Here is a 14,003-nt window from a genome sequence, read left to right as displayed (position 1 = left end):
CAAAGTGTTTTCTGCGAGCTGAGCGGCAAAATAAAAACAGAGCTGCCTTTACCGCTCTTCAGAACCGTTTGTTTCTGTCGATAACCACTTACATTATCGCTTTCACGGGAGAAACAAGTGGCCTCACTCGACATCAACAGTATCGTCACCCAGCTGATGCAGGCGGAATCGGCACCTCTGGCGAACTTCGACAAGAAGACGGCTTCGCTGCAGGCGCGCAACGCTGCCCTGGGAAAAGTGAGTGCCGCTGTCGGCACCTTCCAGGCTGCATTGACTTCGCTAAATTCCTCCTCCACCTTCCAGGGCCTGAGCGCGACCGGCTCGAATAAAGACGTCCTGAGTGCCACTGCCGGCGCGGGCGCCGTGCCGGGCAAATACAATATCAACGTCACCCAGCTGGCTCAGGCGCAAAGCCTCAAGACTGGCGGCATGGCCAGTAATACTGCGATTATCGGCAAAGGCGCCCCGACCACCATCACCGTCCAGTTTGGCACCGCCAGCGGCGGCAGCTTCGGCGCCACCGGCAATGCGCTTGGGTCAGCAGTCGCTACCAGCGGTATTTCAAACGGTTCGCTCAGCATCAACGGCACCGCGATCACGACCGGATCGACCACCAATAGCGCGCGTGCGCTGGCCGAAGCGATCAATGCCCAAAGCACGAAAACCGGCGTTATCGCTACCGCCGGCAGCACCAGTACCGCGACCGATTTGTTCAAGAACTTTGGCGAAGTCACCACTGTATCCGGTTCCAGCTATGCCCTGTCTGTCGGGGGTGTGCAGATTGCATCGCTGAGCGGCGCCGCTACCCTGAGCACCGCCGACCTGAATGCAGCCCTGGCCAGCGCCGGCACCCGCAACGCGCTGGCAGCTGCCAACATCACCGTCGAAGGCAGCGCCACCAATGGATCGCTGAAGTTTACCGCCGCCGACGGTTCCAGCATCGCGGTCACCGAGACCGTGAGCGGCAGCGTTACTGGCGGTATCGGACGCAACGACGAGGCCGCCAATCCGGGTTCGAGCATAACGGCAACGGCCGGCATCAAGCTGAGTTCGACCAGCGGTACTCAGATCACCGTTGGCGGTACCAATCCAGGCGCCGCCGGCCTGAGTGCCGGTAGCGTGGGCAGCCATATCGGTTCCGAATTCGCACTCAACGGCGCCATCGCCAGCAAAACTATCACACTCGATGCCGGCGCCCAGTCGCTGCAAGGCATCCGCGACGCCATCAACAAGGGCGACATGGGCGTAACCGCCACCATCGTGTCGGACGGCAGCGCCAATCCTTACCACCTGGTGCTCACATCGAACAAGACCGGCGAGGCGACCACCATGAAGATCACCGTCGGCGGGACCAATGGCGACGCCGGTGACCCGGCCATTGCCGCCATGCTCGGCTACGACCCGGCCGGTGTGCAGAACTTGACGCAGACAGTCGGTGCCCAGAGCACGGTGCTGAACATGAACGGCATCGACATCAAAAGCGACAGCACTACCGTAACCGGTGCTGTCGAAGGCGTGTCGCTCGACGTCAGCGCTCTCGGCAGCAGCACCGTCACGGTCTCGAAGAACACCGCCGCCATCTCTACGGCGGTGAACGACTTCGTCAAGGCATACAACGATATGCAGAAGACCATCGGCGGTCTGACCGGCTACAACGCCACCACCAAGACCGGCGGCGTGCTGCAGGGCGACGCCAGCGTGCGGTCGATCCAGAGCCAATTGCGACGCCAGATCGGCAGCGTCATGGAAGGCACCGGCGGCAAGCTGAACTCGCTCAGCCAGGTCGGCATCTCGTTCCAGCAGGACGGCACCCTGAAACTCGATTCCACCAAACTCAACAAGGCAATCAGCGAGAACGCCGGCGACATCGGCAGCCTGTTTGCCGCGATGGGATCGACCACCGACGGCCTGGTCAAATTCGACAAGTCGAGCGCTACTACCAAGCCCGGCAGCTATGCGGTGAACGTCACCGAACTGGCCACGCGCGGCACGTTTGTCGGCGGCACTGCTTTGAGCGGCTCGACCACGATCGAACCGAACACCACCTGGCGCGTCACGCTGAACCAGACCGATCCAGTCACCGAAAGCAAGACCCAGGAAATCAAACTGACTGCCGGCACCTACAGCAATGCCGATCTGGCAGCGATGCTGCGCTCTGCGATCAACGGCAATTCCACGTTCGCCGGCGCCGGCGATACGGTCGAGACCTCGGTCGAAGGTGGCATCCTCTCGCTGTCGTCGAGCAAGTACGGCTCGATGTCAAACGTCTCCATCGAGAGCGTCAGCGGCAGCTCGCTGGCCAACGTTTTCGGAGCAACCACGGCAGAAAAGGGTAAAGACGTGATCGGAACCATTGGCGGCGTGGCCGCCAAGGGCAATGGTCAACAGCTGACCGCCAGCGACAGTTCAGGTGCGTCCGGGATCCAGGTATCGATCACCGGCGGCGCCAAGGGTGACCGCGGTACCGTCACGTTCTCGCAAGGCTTCGCTTACCAGCTCACCAACCTGGCGGCCAGCTTTATCGGCAAGGGCAGCATCCTTACCAGCAAGACCGACGGCCTGAACGCGTCGATCAAGTCGATCGCCGACCAGCGCTCGAGATTCGAGACGCGCCTTGAAGGCATCGAGAAACGTTACCGAGCCCAGTTCGTGGCGCTCGACGCTTCGCTGGCGTCGATGCAGAACACGTCCAACTATCTGACCCAGCAGTTGGCAGCGCTGTCGGCGAACTGGGGTTGATCTACGCTTTATCGCACAATTTTCAGCACGATTCATTATCAGAATTTTTGGAGAAACCTATGTTTGGAACCCCTAAGCGCGGTGTCGGCGCGTACGCAACGGTGGGCCTTGAAACCGGTGTCGCCGCGGCGTCGCCTCACAAGCTGGTCGTGATGCTGTACGACGGCGTCATCGTCTCCCTGCTCAGTGCAATCAACAACATCAAGTCGTCGAATGTGGCGGCCAAGGGCGCGGCTCTGTCGAAGGCGATCGCAATCATCGATAACGGCCTGCGCGCCGCGCTCGACAAGAGTGCAGGCGGCGAGATCGCGGCGAATCTGGACGCCCTGTATGACTACATGAGCCGCCGCCTGCTCGAAGCAAACATCAAGAACGACATCGCAATTCTGGAAGAAGTCCATGGCTTGATGGCCGACTTGCGCGGAGCCTGGGTACAGATCGGTGAGAACGCGGAACCGGGCATGCCGTCGTCGGCAATGCAGCAAGCCCCTTCCCTGATGAGCGCCTGACCCGGTTACCACGCCAAGCACGAGAACGAGAGTACAAAGAATGATGATGACGATGAGCGGACAGGAAGTCGTGTCGGTGTATGAAACCATGGTCGGTATCACCGACCGCATGCTCGACGCGGCCAGCGCCAGCGAATGGGATCTGCTGGCCGAGCTGGAAAAGGAATGCGCGGCCTGCGTGCGCCGCCTGAAGGCCGACGGCGACGGCCAGCCGCTGGCCGGCCAGGAGCGCCAGCGCAAGGTCGCCGCGATCCGCCGCATGCTCGACACCGACCGCCAGATCCGCGACCTGACCCAGCCGTGGATGGCGCACCTGTCGGCCATGATCGGCAACACCGCGACCGAACGCCGCGTCGTGCGCGCCTACGGCGTCTGAACCTTCGTTTTACCCCTGTGGCCTGAGCCATGCTGCCGCGCGAGCTGGTCTCGAACGTTACCCCCGTCACCCCGGCCCGGCCCGCCGAGCAGGCCGCCGATCCGCGCCAGCAGGCGTTCGCGCGCGAAGTCGCGCCACTGCTGGGTAAAGCGATCCACGGCGCGGTCCAGGCCAAACTGAGCGACGGCAGCTTCGTCGTCAAGTTCGCCGACACCCAGGCGCGCATGCAACTCCCCACCGGCGCCCAGGTCGGCGCCGATGTTCCGCTTACCCTCGTCTCGCTCCATCCGCGCCCGACCTTCCAGGTCGGCGCCCAGACCGGCGCCGGCGGCGGCGCCGTGTTCAGCGAAGCCGGCCCGCCCCTGTCCGACGGCGCCGATCCGGCCAAGTCGCCGCTGAACCTGCGCGAAGGCGCGGCGATCGGGCGCGCGGCGGCGCTGCTGGCCTCCGGCGCGCCCGGCGCGCAAGCCTTCGCCGGCGGCGCCGAAGCCCGGAACACCACCCTCAGCAAGACCGCACAGACGCTCGGCAGCGTATTGGCCGCGGCGCAGAAGGCCGACACGGTGCTGAAATCCGTGGCCGGCAGCGCCCCGCTGCTGGCCACGCCGGAGGCGGCCACCGATCCGGCCGCGCTGGCCAAGGGCCTGCAGCAGGCGCTCGGCAACAGCGGCCTGTTCTACGAATCGCACGTGGCCGAATGGGCGCAAGGCGGGCGGGCGCTGGCCGACCTGGCCGGCGAACCGCAGCAGCAGGCGGCCCAGGCCGGCGCGCGGCCGAATCCGCAGGATCCCGCCACCGCCCAGTTCATCAGCATGCAGCTGGCGACCCAGGAGCAATCGCAGCTGGCCTGGCAGGGCCAGTTGTATCCGGGCCAGCCGATGGAATGGGACGTGCGGCGCGAAGACAAGCAACAGCAGCAAGGCTCTGATGGCGACGGCGACGGCGACGGCGCGGTGTGGCACAGCCGCCTGCGCCTGCGCTTTCCCGAACTGGGCCAGCTCGAGGCCCAATTGACCATGGTGAATGGCGCGCTGCAGGTGCGCTTTGCCACCGGCGACGACGCCACCGCCGACCTGCTGCGCGGCCAGATGCCGCGCCTGGCCGGCGCGCTGGACGCGGTCGGCACGCCGCTGGCCGGCTTCGACGCGCGCGCCCAGGACGGCGCCTCCGCGGACGCGGTGGACGAGGTGGTGCACAAGCATGCCTGACTCGCTCGACAAGCGGCGCCAGAGCGCGGTCGCCCTGGCCTATGGCGGCGTGCACGGCGACGGCGCGCCCAAGGTGGTGGCCAAGGGTTCCGGCATGGTGGCTGAGCAGATCATGCAGCGCGCGCGCGAGGCCGGCGTGTTCGTGCACGAATCGAAGGAGCTGGTGCAGCTGCTGATGGGCGTGGACCTCGACCGCGAGATCCCGCCGGCGCTGTACCGCGCGATTGCGGAACTGCTGGCCTGGCTTTATCATATCGAGTCGGCCAAAAAGAACGGCACGCCCTTGCCGGCGGCGCCCGATCCGACACCCCACCTCCCACAGGACAGCGCGCTTGATGCCGTCATTCCCGATGCCGGCGGCGCGGCAAATACAGAAGAATAACGATGGATGACGCAGAACTGGAAAACTGGCACGACTACGAAGTCGGATCGCGCCGCGAGATCGTGGCGCTGATGCGCCAGCTGGCCGAGAAAAACTCCTTGATCCGCATGCTGATCAAGGGCGAATCCGACGTCTGCGTCACCACCATCCTGGCGGTCGACGAGGACAGCGGCGCCATCGTGCTGGACCGCTCGATCGAGCGCGCCCAGAACGAGCGCATCGTCGCTGCCGGACGCGTCAAGTGCGAAACCTCGCTCGACAAGATCCGCATCCTGTTCTCGGTCGACGAGCTGGGCGAGACCACCCACCGCGGCGACGCCGCCCTCAAGGCCGCGATCCCGCCCACCCTGATCCGCCTGCAGCGGCGCGAAGCCTATCGCATGCCGACGCCGGTGAGCAATCCGGTGCGCGCGCTGGTGCCGCTGACGCTCGACGCCGGCGGTGGCATCGGCGTGTTTCCGCTGCACGACATCAGCGTCGGCGGCATCGCCCTGCTCGACAACAAGCTGCAGCTGGGCACCGAGGTCGGCCGCGTGATCGGCGGCTGCCGCATCGAGTTGCCCGAGATCGGGCCGATCGCCACCGCGCTCGAGATCCGCAACTCGCTCGACCTCACCCTGCTCAACAACAAGACCAGCCGCCGCATCGGCCTGCAGTTCACCGACATCTCGCGCGGCGGCATGGCCGCGGTGCAGCGCTACATCACCAAGCTCGAGCGCGAGCGCAACGCGCGCCTGGCCGGCCTGGCCTGAGCGCGTTGACCGGGCGCGCCTTGCCCTCGACGGTTGCGATGCAGCGCCTCTCCTCTCCGGTCGACCACGGCCACGCCGCGGTGACGCTGGAGCAGGCCGTCGGCCTGCTGGCGCTTGCCGGCGCCATGGCGCTGGGGCAGCCGCTGGGACACGCCGCACAAGACACGCCGATGGCCGCGCGGCTGCGCTGGGCGGGCCGGCCGGCAGCCGTATCGGCCGGCGCCGCGTTGCAGGACCAGGTCGCGGCCGAGGTGGCGGGCGAAATCGCCGCCGCGATGGGTCTGCCTGCCGCACTGGAAAGCAGCCTGCGCCAGGTGCGCGCAGCGCTCGCCGCGCCGGCGCCGCAACAACACGCGGACCCGGCCCCTGCGCCTGCCCCTGCCCTCTTCCTGCCGGCCTCGGTCGCGCTGACGCTGGTGGCCGACGCGGTCGAACTCAAGCTGCCGTGGCTGGCCGGCCATTCGCGCCGCGTGGCCGTGTTGGCGCAGCGCGCGGCCGCCGTCCTCGGTCTGCCGGAAGCGCAGCAGCGCCTGCTGGTGCGCGCCGCGCTGCTGCACGGCCTGGGCCGCGCCGCGGTGCCGAATCTGGTCTGGGAACAGCCGCGCCGGCTGGCGGCCGGCGAGCGCGGCGCGATGCCGCAAGCGCCCTACTGGACCGCGCGCGCGGCCGGCGCCATCGCGGGACTGGAACAGGAAGCCGCGCTGGCCGCGCAAGCCTGGATGCGGCTGGACGCCGGCGGGTACGCGCGCAGCCTCGAGGATGCCGGGCCGGGCATGGCCCAGCGCGTGCTGGCCGGCGCCGTGATCCACGTCGCGCTGCGCTCGCCGCGGCCGTGGCGCCCGGCCTATGCACCGGCGGCGGCGCTCGCCCTGCTCGAAGCCGAAGCGGCCGGCGGCCGGCTCGACCGCGATGCCGTGCGGGCGGTCAGCGCAGTGGCCAGCGCCGTGCCCAGGATCGATACCGGCCCGGCTGCGACCACCGATATTCTGTCCGCGCGCGAGACCGACGTACTACGCCGCGTCAGCCTGGGACAGCGAGAAAGGGACGTCGCACGTGCACTGCGCCTGAGCACAGGCGCCGTGCGCACGCATGCCGACGCCATCATCGACAAGCTCGGCTGCACGACGCGCCAGGGCGCCACCTTGAGGGCGCTGACCCGTGGACTGATCTAGCCGTTGCCGGAACGGCATCGCCGATCGGTTATACTTGACCAATCATGCGTCTGACATCTTTTACCGACTATACGTTGCGCACGTTGTTACACCTGGGCACAAACCCAGGCCGTCTGGTCACGATCCAGGAGATCGCCGACCTGCACAGCATCTCGAAGAACCACCTGATGAAGGTGGTCAACGAGCTGGCGCGCAATGGCGTCATCGAGACCGTGCGCGGCCGCAACGGCGGCTTCCGCCTGGCCCATGCTCCCAAGGACATCAATATCGGCGCCATCGTGCGCATGAGCGAGAGCGACTTCTACATGGCCGAGTGCTTCGACCCGGGCGGCACACCGTGCGGCCTGGTCACGGCCTGTGGCCTGAAGGGCGTGCTGGGCAGCGCCACCGCCGCCTTCCTGGCCGAACTCGACCGTCACACGCTGGCCACGCTGCTGCCGGAACCGGCACCGCGCGAGATGTCGGTGGTCATGCAGCAACGCAAGACGGCCTGAGATCGGCCACAAAACGCAGTTCCTGGCGCCCCATGCGCTGCGCTTGCCCTTGCTCCAGCAACTCACGGCCCATGCCGACTTCTTATCTTGGAAGAATGCACATATCATCACGGCATTCACTTTCAAGGAGCAAGAAGATGGTTTGGATCGTGCTGTTTTTCGCCGGCGTGTTCGAAGTGGTCTGGGCGGTGGGCCTGAAGTACAGCGATGGCTTCAGCCGCCTGTGGCCGAGCGTGGGCACGCTGGTGGCCGCGATGATCAGCTTTGTCCTGTTGTCGGCCGCGATGAAGCAATTACCGCTGGGGACGGCATATGCGATCTGGACCGGGATCGGCGCAGTGGGCGCGGCGCTGGCCGGCATCGTGCTGTTCGGTGAATCGGCCAGCCCGGTGCGCCTGCTGTGCATCGGACTGATCGCGGCCGGCATCATCGGCCTGAAACTGGCGACGCCGGCCTGACGCCGCCGCCAGCACGTCAAGCAGGCGTCACACCTGCATGTTCATGATGTCGTGATACGCCGACACCAGCTTGTTGCGCACCTGCACCGTGGCCTGGAATGCGATGCTCGACTTCTGCATCGCGATCATGGTGTCCGACAGGCTGACCGTGTCGTCGCCCATGGTAAAGCGCTTGCTCAATGCCTGCGCTTCGGCCGAGCGGTCGCTGACGCCCTGCAGGGTGTTGTGCAGCGCCTGCGCGAAGTCGAGCTTGACCGCGGGCTTTTCCGCCACCCCGCCCAGCGCGCCCGCGCCCGGGGCGACCGGGGCCGCCGCCGGCTTGCTTGCCGCCGCCTTGAGCTGCTCCATCATGGCCTGGATGCGGCTGCTGTCGATGCCGCCGATACCGCCGATACTCATCGCTACCTCCTGCGTGTTATTGCCCTGTAGAATCTACACAGGGCCACCAATGCTATTCAAGGCTGCCAGAATAGCAGCGCCGGTCAGGATTTCAGCCGCGAGTTAGGCCGGTAAACGCCCCCTATTTCCGCATTTGATTGTTGCCCCACGGCTTCATAATGCTGGCTGTTCCCACCTTTCACCTCATTCACATCCCTATGGCAGCTACCGCGGACGAAGTGCTCGATACGCCACCGGCAACCACCGAAAAACCATCGTTCTTCCAGACCACGATGGGCAAGCGCGTCGCCATCGGCGGCGGCGTGGCCCTGATCCTGGCGCTGATGGTGGCCGTCTGGATGTGGAGCCAGGCGCCGGAATACCGCGTGCTGTTCTCCAATTACAGCGACCGCGACGGTGGTGCGATCACCGCCTCGCTCGACCAGATGGGTGTGCAGTACAAGTTCTCGGAAGGCGGCAACGCGATCCTGGTCCCGGCCGAGCAGATCCCCGACCTGCGCCTCAAGCTGGCCGCGCAAGGCTTGCCGAAAGGCGGCAACGTCGGCTTCGAACTGATGGAAAACCAGAAGCTGGGCGTGTCGCAGTTCCTCGAGCAGGTCAACTACCAGCGTTCGCTGGAAGGCGAGCTGGCGCAGTCGATCCAGTCGCTCGGTTCGGTCCTGAGCGCGCGCGTCCACCTGGCGCTGCCGAAGCCGTCGGTGTTCGTGCGCGACCAGCAGAAGCCGACCGCGTCGGTGCTGCTGACCCTGCAGCCGGGCCGCGCCCTGGACCCGGGCCAGGTCAGCGCCATCGTGCACCTGGTCGCGTCCAGCGTGCCGGAACTGACCTTCAGCAACGTGACCGTGGTCGACCAGACCGGCGCCCTGCTGTCCGAGCAAGCCAACAAGGCCGCCAACAGCAAGATGCTCGACGCCACCCAGCTGAAGTACGTCGACCAGGTCCAGCAGAACATCATCAAGCAGGTCGAGTCGATCATCAAGCCGCTGGTCGGCGAGGGCAACGTGCGCGCCGAAGCGACCGCCGAAGTGGACTTCGCCCAGGTCGATACCGCGGCCGAGATGTACAAGCCGAATTCGCCGCCGGAGCCGCAAGCGATCCGCAGCCAGCAGACCTCGGAAACGCAAGGCGCCGGCGCCAGCGCATCGGGTGTCCCGGGCGCCCTGTCGAACCAGCCGCCGGGCGTGAACACCGCGCCGATCGACGGCCAGCCGCCGGCGGAAGTACCAGCGCCAAGCGGTCCGAGCACCAAGAACTCGACCACCAACTTCGAAGTGGACAAGACCATCCGCTACGAACAGCGTCCGATGGGCGGCATCAAGCGCCTGACCGTGGGCGTGATCGTGAACTACCGCCGCATCGTCGACCCGGCCACCGGCAAAGTCACCGTGCGCCCGCTGGCGGCGGCCGAAGTGGCCCAGATCAACGAGCTGGTCAAGCAGGCGATGGGCTACAACCAGGCACGCGGCGACACCCTGAACGTGGCCAACGCCCCGTTTGACGGTGTGGACAAGCCGGCCGAAGCGGTGGTAGAACCGGACTGGTGGCGTGACCCGGCAAACATGCCGCTGTTCAAGGACCTGGCCCGCTACGCCTTCGTGTTCGCCGTCATCGCTTTCCTGTACTACCGCTTCCTGCGCCCGCTGCTGCGTCCGGCGATCAAGAAGTTCGACGAAGCGACCGCCATGCCGGAAGATCCGAAGGAAGAAGAGGAAGGCGAGAAGGATGGCGACGAGGCCGATGCCGCCGATGCCGAAGAGGAAGAGGAAGACCTCGAGGAAGAAGAGAAGATTCGCCGCGACATGGGCTACCGCGCCAACCTGAAGCTGGCAAAAGAGCTGGCGGCACAGGATCCGCGTATCGTTGCAAACGTCATCAAAGGATGGTTGGGTTCAAATGAGTGATAAAGACAAAGACGCTACCAACAAGGCCGCCATCCTGATGCTGGCCCTGGGCGAAACCGAAGCGGCCGAGGTGATGAAGTTCCTCGGCCCGCGCGAAGTGCTCAAACTCGGCGCCGCCATGGCCCAGATGAAGGCGGTGCAGCACGGCCAGGTGGTGACGGTGCTGGAAGAGTTCGTCGAAGAGACCAACCTGCACTCGACCGTCGGCCTGGATTCGGACGAATACATCCGCCAGGTGCTGACCAAGGCGCTGGGCGATGACAAGGCCGCCGTGCTGCTCAACCGCATCCTGGGCGGCAAGGACGCCTCGGGCATCGAGAGCCTGAAGTGGATGGACTCGGTCTCGGTGGCCGAACTGATCCGCAACGAGCACCCGCAGATCATCGCCACCATCCTGGTCCACCTCGAGCGCGACCAGGCTTGCGAGATTCTGGCAAACTTCACCGAGCGCCTGCGCAATGACGTGGTGCTGCGCATCGCGACCCTGGATGGCGTGCAGCCGGCTGCCTTGCGCGAACTGAACGACGTGCTGACCAAGCTGCTGTCGGGCAATGAGCACATCAAGAAGTCGTCGCTGGGCGGGGTGCGCACCGCGGCCGAGATCCTGAACTTCATGAGCGGCGAACAGGAACAGGCGGTGATGGACAACATCAAGAACTACGACAACGACATGGCGCAGAAGATCATGGACGAGATGTTCGTGTTCGACAACATCATCGACATCGACGACCGCGGCATCCAGCTGCTGCTGCGCGAAGTGCAGAGCGAGATGCTGATCGTGGCGCTGAAAGGCGCCTCGCAGGATCTGCGCGAGAAGATCTTCAAGAACATGTCGCAGCGTGCCAGCGAGATGATGCGCGAAGACCTGGAATCGAAAGGTCCGGTGCGCCTGTCCGAAGTCGAGTCGCAGCAGAAGCAGATCCTGCAGATCGTGCGCCGCCTGTCCGACGAAGGCCAGATCGTGCTGGGTGGTAAAGGAGAGGATTCGTTCGTCTGATGGCTATTCCGAAAGAACAGCAGAGCGCGTATCAGCGCTGGGAAATGACCTCGTTCGGCGACAACCGGCCGAGCACCCTGGCCCAGCGCATCGCGGAGCAAGAAGCGGCGGCGGCGGCCGTCCCGCCTTCCATCGACCTGCCACAGATCGCCCTGCCGAGCGTGGAAGAGCTGGAAGCGATGCGCGAAGCGGCGCGCCAGGACGGCTACGCGCAAGGCCTGGAAGAAGGCCGCGCCGCCGGCCATGCCGAGGGCTACGCCGACGGCGCGCGCCAGGGCAAGCAGCAGGCCGAGCACGAACTGGAACAGCTGCGTTCGATCGCCGCCACCTTCAGCGACGCCGTCAACGCGGCCGACGAGACCATCGCCGCCGACGTGCTCGAGCTGGCCCTGCGCCTGGCGCGCGGCATGGTGCGCACCGCCTTCGACGTGCGTCCGGAACTGATCCTGGACGTGGTGCGCGACGCCATCGACCGCCTGCCGGCGCTGCAGCAGCCGGCCATCATGACCCTGCATCCCGAGGACGCGGTGCTGGTGCGCGAAGGCATGGCCGAGGAACTGGCCAAGGGCGGCTGGCGCATCATCGAAGACAGCCAGATCGCGCGCGGCGGCTGCAAGGTCGAGACCGCCAGCAATCAAATTGATGCCCAGGCCCAGGCGCGCTGGCAGCGCCTGACCCACGCGCTGGGCGCCAACGTCGACTGGCTGGGGCAATAACAATGGATCAATCCACTGCGCACGCCAGCGCCGGCGACCGCCACACCGCGCGCTGGAAATCCTATCTGGCCGACTGCGACACCCTGGTCGGCTTCGCCGAACCGATGCAGATCTCGGGCCGCGTCACGCGCGTGGCGGGCCTGGTGATGGAATGCGTCGGCCTGCGCCTGGCGGTGGGCGCGGCCTGCACCATCCCGACGGCGATGGGCTTCATCGAAGCCGAAGTGGTCGGCTTCGAGGGTGAGCGCCTGTTCCTGATGCCGCAAAGCGACACCGAAGGCGTGGTGCCCGGCTCGCGCGTGTTTCCGGTGGAAAGCGTGCTGCCGCGCCCGGGCAGCGTGCCGCATTCGCGCCGCCGCCCGCAAGACCGGGCGCGCCACCTGCCGGTCGGCGAACAGTTGCTGGGCCGCGTGGTCGACGGCGCCGGCCGTCCGCTCGACGGCCTCGGCCCGCTCGGCACCCACGAGGTCGGCCCGCTCAACGCCCGTCCCGTCAATCCGCTGGACCGGGCGCCGATCAAGGACACGCTCGACGTCGGCGTGCGGGCCATCAACGCCATGCTGACCGTCGGCCGCGGCCAGCGCCTGGGCCTGTTCGCCGGTACCGGCGTCGGTAAATCCGTGCTGCTGGGGATGATCGCGCGCTACACGGAGGCCGAAGTGATCGTGGTCGGCCTGATCGGCGAGCGCGGTCGCGAGGTGAAGGAATTCATCGACCAGATCCTGGGGCCGGAAGGCCGCGCCCGCTCGGCCGTGGTGGCGGCGCCGGCCGATGCCCCGCCGCTGCTGCGCCTGCAAGGCGCGGCGTATGCGACCGCGATCGCCGAGCACTTCCGCGACCAGGGCAAGAACGTGATGCTGATCATGGACTCGCTGACCCGCTACGCGATGGCGCAGCGCGAGATCGCGCTGGCGATCGGCGAGCCGCCCGCGACCAAGGGCTATCCGCCCTCGGTGTTCGCCAAATTGCCGGTGCTGGTGGAACGCGCCGGCAACGGGCTGGAAGGCGGCGGTTCGATCACGGCCTTCTACACCGTGCTGTCCGAGGGCGACGACCAGCAGGATCCGATCGCCGACGCGGCGCGCGGTATCCTGGACGGCCACATCGTGCTCAATCGCCACCTGGCCGAGGCCGGCCACTATCCGGCGATCGACATCGAGCAGTCGATCTCGCGTGCGATGCACTCGATCACGACCCACGACCACCAGCTGGCGGCGCGCAAGCTCAAGCAACTGTATTCGCGCTACAACCGCTCGCGCGACCTGATCAACGTCGGCGCGTATGCCGCCGGCAGCGACCCGGTGCTGGACCAGGCGATCGCCAAGCACGGCGTGATCGAGGAATTCCTGTGCCAGGAAATCCACGACAACGCCTCGCTGGGCGAGAGCTTGGGGCGACTTACCTCGCTATTCTGACGATTGCCCAGAAGCATCTGGCCGTACAATCTGATCCATTATGGCCCAAGCTTCCGCACTAGACACCCTGATCGACCTGGCGCAGCGCGACTCCGACGACGCCGCCAAGCGCCTGGGCGTCGCCCTGAAACTGGTCGAGGAAGCCGAACAGAAGCTCGAGATGCTGACCGGCTACCGCGACGAATACGCACGCAAGCTCGATGCGGCCCAGGTGGCCGGCATCACGCCCTTCGCGTACCACAACTTCGTGGCCTTCATTGGCAAGCTGGACAATGCCCTGAACGGCCAGCGCGAAGTGCTGAAACACGCCCAGTACAAGGCGAACACCGAACGCGCGACCTGGCAGGAAAGCGAGCGCAAGCGCCTGTCGTACCGCACGCTGAACGAGCGCGCGGCGAGCGAGGCGCTCAAGATCCAGAACAAGCGCGACCAGAAGATGATGGACGACCACGCGGCGCGTGGCGCCCGTTACAAGCAGCGCTGAT

15 protein-coding genes are annotated in these 14,003 nt (G+C 66.2%); 14 read left to right on the top strand and 1 reads right to left on the bottom strand.

Annotated elements, in window-relative coordinates; all coding sequences use genetic code 11:
* The first annotated feature begins 117 nt into the window (after positions 1-117).
* The 9 genes from fliD (at position 118) to sugE (ending at position 8,090) form a co-directional block, all read left to right on the top strand.
* Positions 118-2,739, top strand: a complete 2,622-nt coding sequence (gene fliD / locus QPK27_RS01910) for a flagellar filament capping protein FliD (RefSeq protein WP_290416498.1) — start codon at positions 118-120, stop codon at positions 2,737-2,739.
* Positions 2,740-2,798: 59 nt separating this feature from the next.
* Entirely contained in the window at positions 2,799-3,248 is a 450-nt protein-coding gene (gene fliS, locus QPK27_RS01905) for a flagellar export chaperone FliS (protein WP_290416609.1), read from the top strand.
* Positions 3,249-3,288: 40 nt separating this feature from the next.
* Positions 3,289-3,624 (top strand): flagellar protein FliT, encoded by a 336-nt coding sequence (locus QPK27_RS01900; RefSeq protein WP_308633363.1) that lies wholly within the window; start codon positions 3,289-3,291, stop codon positions 3,622-3,624.
* A gap of 29 nt (positions 3,625-3,653) precedes the next feature.
* Entirely contained in the window at positions 3,654-4,832 is a 1,179-nt protein-coding gene (locus QPK27_RS01895) for a flagellar hook-length control protein FliK (protein WP_290416497.1), read from the top strand.
* Positions 4,825-5,214 carry an EscU/YscU/HrcU family type III secretion system export apparatus switch protein gene (locus QPK27_RS01890; RefSeq protein WP_290416496.1) on the top strand — a complete coding sequence of 130 codons (390 nt, stop codon included), beginning with the start codon at positions 4,825-4,827 and terminating at the stop codon, positions 5,212-5,214. Before QPK27_RS01895 ends, QPK27_RS01890 begins: the two co-directional genes overlap by 8 nt.
* 2 nt (positions 5,215-5,216) lie before the next feature.
* Complete coding sequence (locus QPK27_RS01885) at positions 5,217-5,966, top strand: flagellar brake protein (RefSeq protein ID WP_290416495.1); 750 nt, start codon at positions 5,217-5,219, stop codon at positions 5,964-5,966.
* Between the two features lie 38 nt (positions 5,967-6,004).
* Positions 6,005-7,138: an HD domain-containing phosphohydrolase gene (locus tag QPK27_RS01880; RefSeq protein ID WP_290416494.1), complete on the top strand. Its 1,134-nt coding sequence runs from the start codon at positions 6,005-6,007 to the stop codon at positions 7,136-7,138.
* 44 nt (positions 7,139-7,182) lie between these two features.
* Positions 7,183-7,632 carry an Rrf2 family transcriptional regulator gene (locus tag QPK27_RS01875; protein WP_290416493.1) on the top strand — a complete coding sequence of 150 codons (450 nt, stop codon included), beginning with the start codon at positions 7,183-7,185 and terminating at the stop codon, positions 7,630-7,632.
* 137 nt (positions 7,633-7,769) lie between these two features.
* Positions 7,770-8,090 carry a quaternary ammonium compound efflux SMR transporter SugE gene (gene sugE, locus QPK27_RS01870; protein ID WP_290416492.1) on the top strand — a complete coding sequence of 107 codons (321 nt, stop codon included), beginning with the start codon at positions 7,770-7,772 and terminating at the stop codon, positions 8,088-8,090.
* A gap of 27 nt (positions 8,091-8,117) precedes the next feature.
* Here the strand turns inward: sugE and fliE are convergent, their stop codons facing one another.
* Entirely contained in the window at positions 8,118-8,489 is a 372-nt protein-coding gene (gene fliE, locus QPK27_RS01865) for a flagellar hook-basal body complex protein FliE (protein ID WP_290416491.1), read from the bottom strand.
* Positions 8,490-8,686: 197 nt separating this feature from the next.
* On the opposite strand from fliE, the gene fliF reads away from it, so the two are divergent.
* Genes fliF through fliJ form a run of 5 tightly spaced genes read left to right on the top strand, consistent with a single transcriptional unit; the run spans position 8,687 to position 14,002 of the window.
* Positions 8,687-10,390 (top strand): flagellar basal-body MS-ring/collar protein FliF, encoded by a 1,704-nt coding sequence (gene fliF, locus QPK27_RS01860; protein WP_290416490.1) that lies wholly within the window; start codon positions 8,687-8,689, stop codon positions 10,388-10,390.
* Complete coding sequence (fliG, locus tag QPK27_RS01855) at positions 10,383-11,387, top strand: flagellar motor switch protein FliG (protein WP_290416489.1); 1,005 nt, start codon at positions 10,383-10,385, stop codon at positions 11,385-11,387. Before fliF ends, fliG begins: the two co-directional genes overlap by 8 nt.
* Positions 11,387-12,103, top strand: a complete 717-nt coding sequence (fliH, locus tag QPK27_RS01850; protein ID WP_290416488.1) for a flagellar assembly protein FliH — start codon at positions 11,387-11,389, stop codon at positions 12,101-12,103. The genes fliG and fliH overlap by 1 nt, the downstream gene beginning before the upstream one ends.
* 2 nt (positions 12,104-12,105) lie before the next feature.
* A complete protein-coding gene (fliI, locus tag QPK27_RS01845) occupies positions 12,106-13,518 on the top strand; it encodes a flagellar protein export ATPase FliI (protein ID WP_374046993.1) in 1,413 nt (470 codons plus the stop codon).
* Positions 13,519-13,558: 40 nt separating this feature from the next.
* Entirely contained in the window at positions 13,559-14,002 is a 444-nt protein-coding gene (fliJ, locus tag QPK27_RS01840; protein ID WP_290416487.1) for a flagellar export protein FliJ, read from the top strand.
* The last annotated feature ends 1 nt before the right edge of the window (position 14,003 follow it).

Source organism: Massilia sp. YIM B02443 (genome assembly GCF_030411955.1).
Taxonomy (GTDB): domain Bacteria; phylum Pseudomonadota; class Gammaproteobacteria; order Burkholderiales; family Burkholderiaceae_D; genus Telluria.
The sequence above is the reverse complement of the archived record's forward strand: the minus strand, read 5'-3'. Positions and strand labels throughout refer to the sequence as shown.

Bases quoted from the DNA above. Each gene is read 5' to 3' on its own strand.
- QPK27_RS01890 (WP_290416496.1), top strand. From the start codon at position 4,825: ATGCCTGACTCGCTCGACAAGCGGCGCCAGAGCGCGGTCGCCCTGGCC.
- QPK27_RS01880 (WP_290416494.1), top strand. From the start codon at position 6,005: ATGCAGCGCCTCTCCTCTCCGGTCGACCACGGCCACGCCGCGGTGACG.
- fliJ (WP_290416487.1), top strand. From the start codon at position 13,559: ATGGCCCAAGCTTCCGCACTAGACACCCTGATCGACCTGGCGCAGCGC.
- fliI (WP_374046993.1), top strand. From the start codon at position 12,106: ATGGATCAATCCACTGCGCACGCCAGCGCCGGCGACCGCCACACCGCG.
- QPK27_RS01900 (WP_308633363.1), top strand. From the start codon at position 3,289: ATGATGATGACGATGAGCGGACAGGAAGTCGTGTCGGTGTATGAAACC.
- QPK27_RS01875 (WP_290416493.1), top strand. From the start codon at position 7,183: ATGCGTCTGACATCTTTTACCGACTATACGTTGCGCACGTTGTTACAC.
- fliE (WP_290416491.1), bottom strand. From the start codon at position 8,489: ATGAGTATCGGCGGTATCGGCGGCATCGACAGCAGCCGCATCCAGGCC.
- fliH (WP_290416488.1), top strand. From the start codon at position 11,387: ATGGCTATTCCGAAAGAACAGCAGAGCGCGTATCAGCGCTGGGAAATG.
- sugE (WP_290416492.1), top strand. From the start codon at position 7,770: ATGGTTTGGATCGTGCTGTTTTTCGCCGGCGTGTTCGAAGTGGTCTGG.
- fliF (WP_290416490.1), top strand. From the start codon at position 8,687: ATGGCAGCTACCGCGGACGAAGTGCTCGATACGCCACCGGCAACCACC.
- QPK27_RS01885 (WP_290416495.1), top strand. From the start codon at position 5,217: ATGGATGACGCAGAACTGGAAAACTGGCACGACTACGAAGTCGGATCG.
- QPK27_RS01895 (WP_290416497.1), top strand. From the start codon at position 3,654: ATGCTGCCGCGCGAGCTGGTCTCGAACGTTACCCCCGTCACCCCGGCC.
- fliS (WP_290416609.1), top strand. From the start codon at position 2,799: ATGTTTGGAACCCCTAAGCGCGGTGTCGGCGCGTACGCAACGGTGGGC.
- fliG (WP_290416489.1), top strand. From the start codon at position 10,383: ATGAGTGATAAAGACAAAGACGCTACCAACAAGGCCGCCATCCTGATG.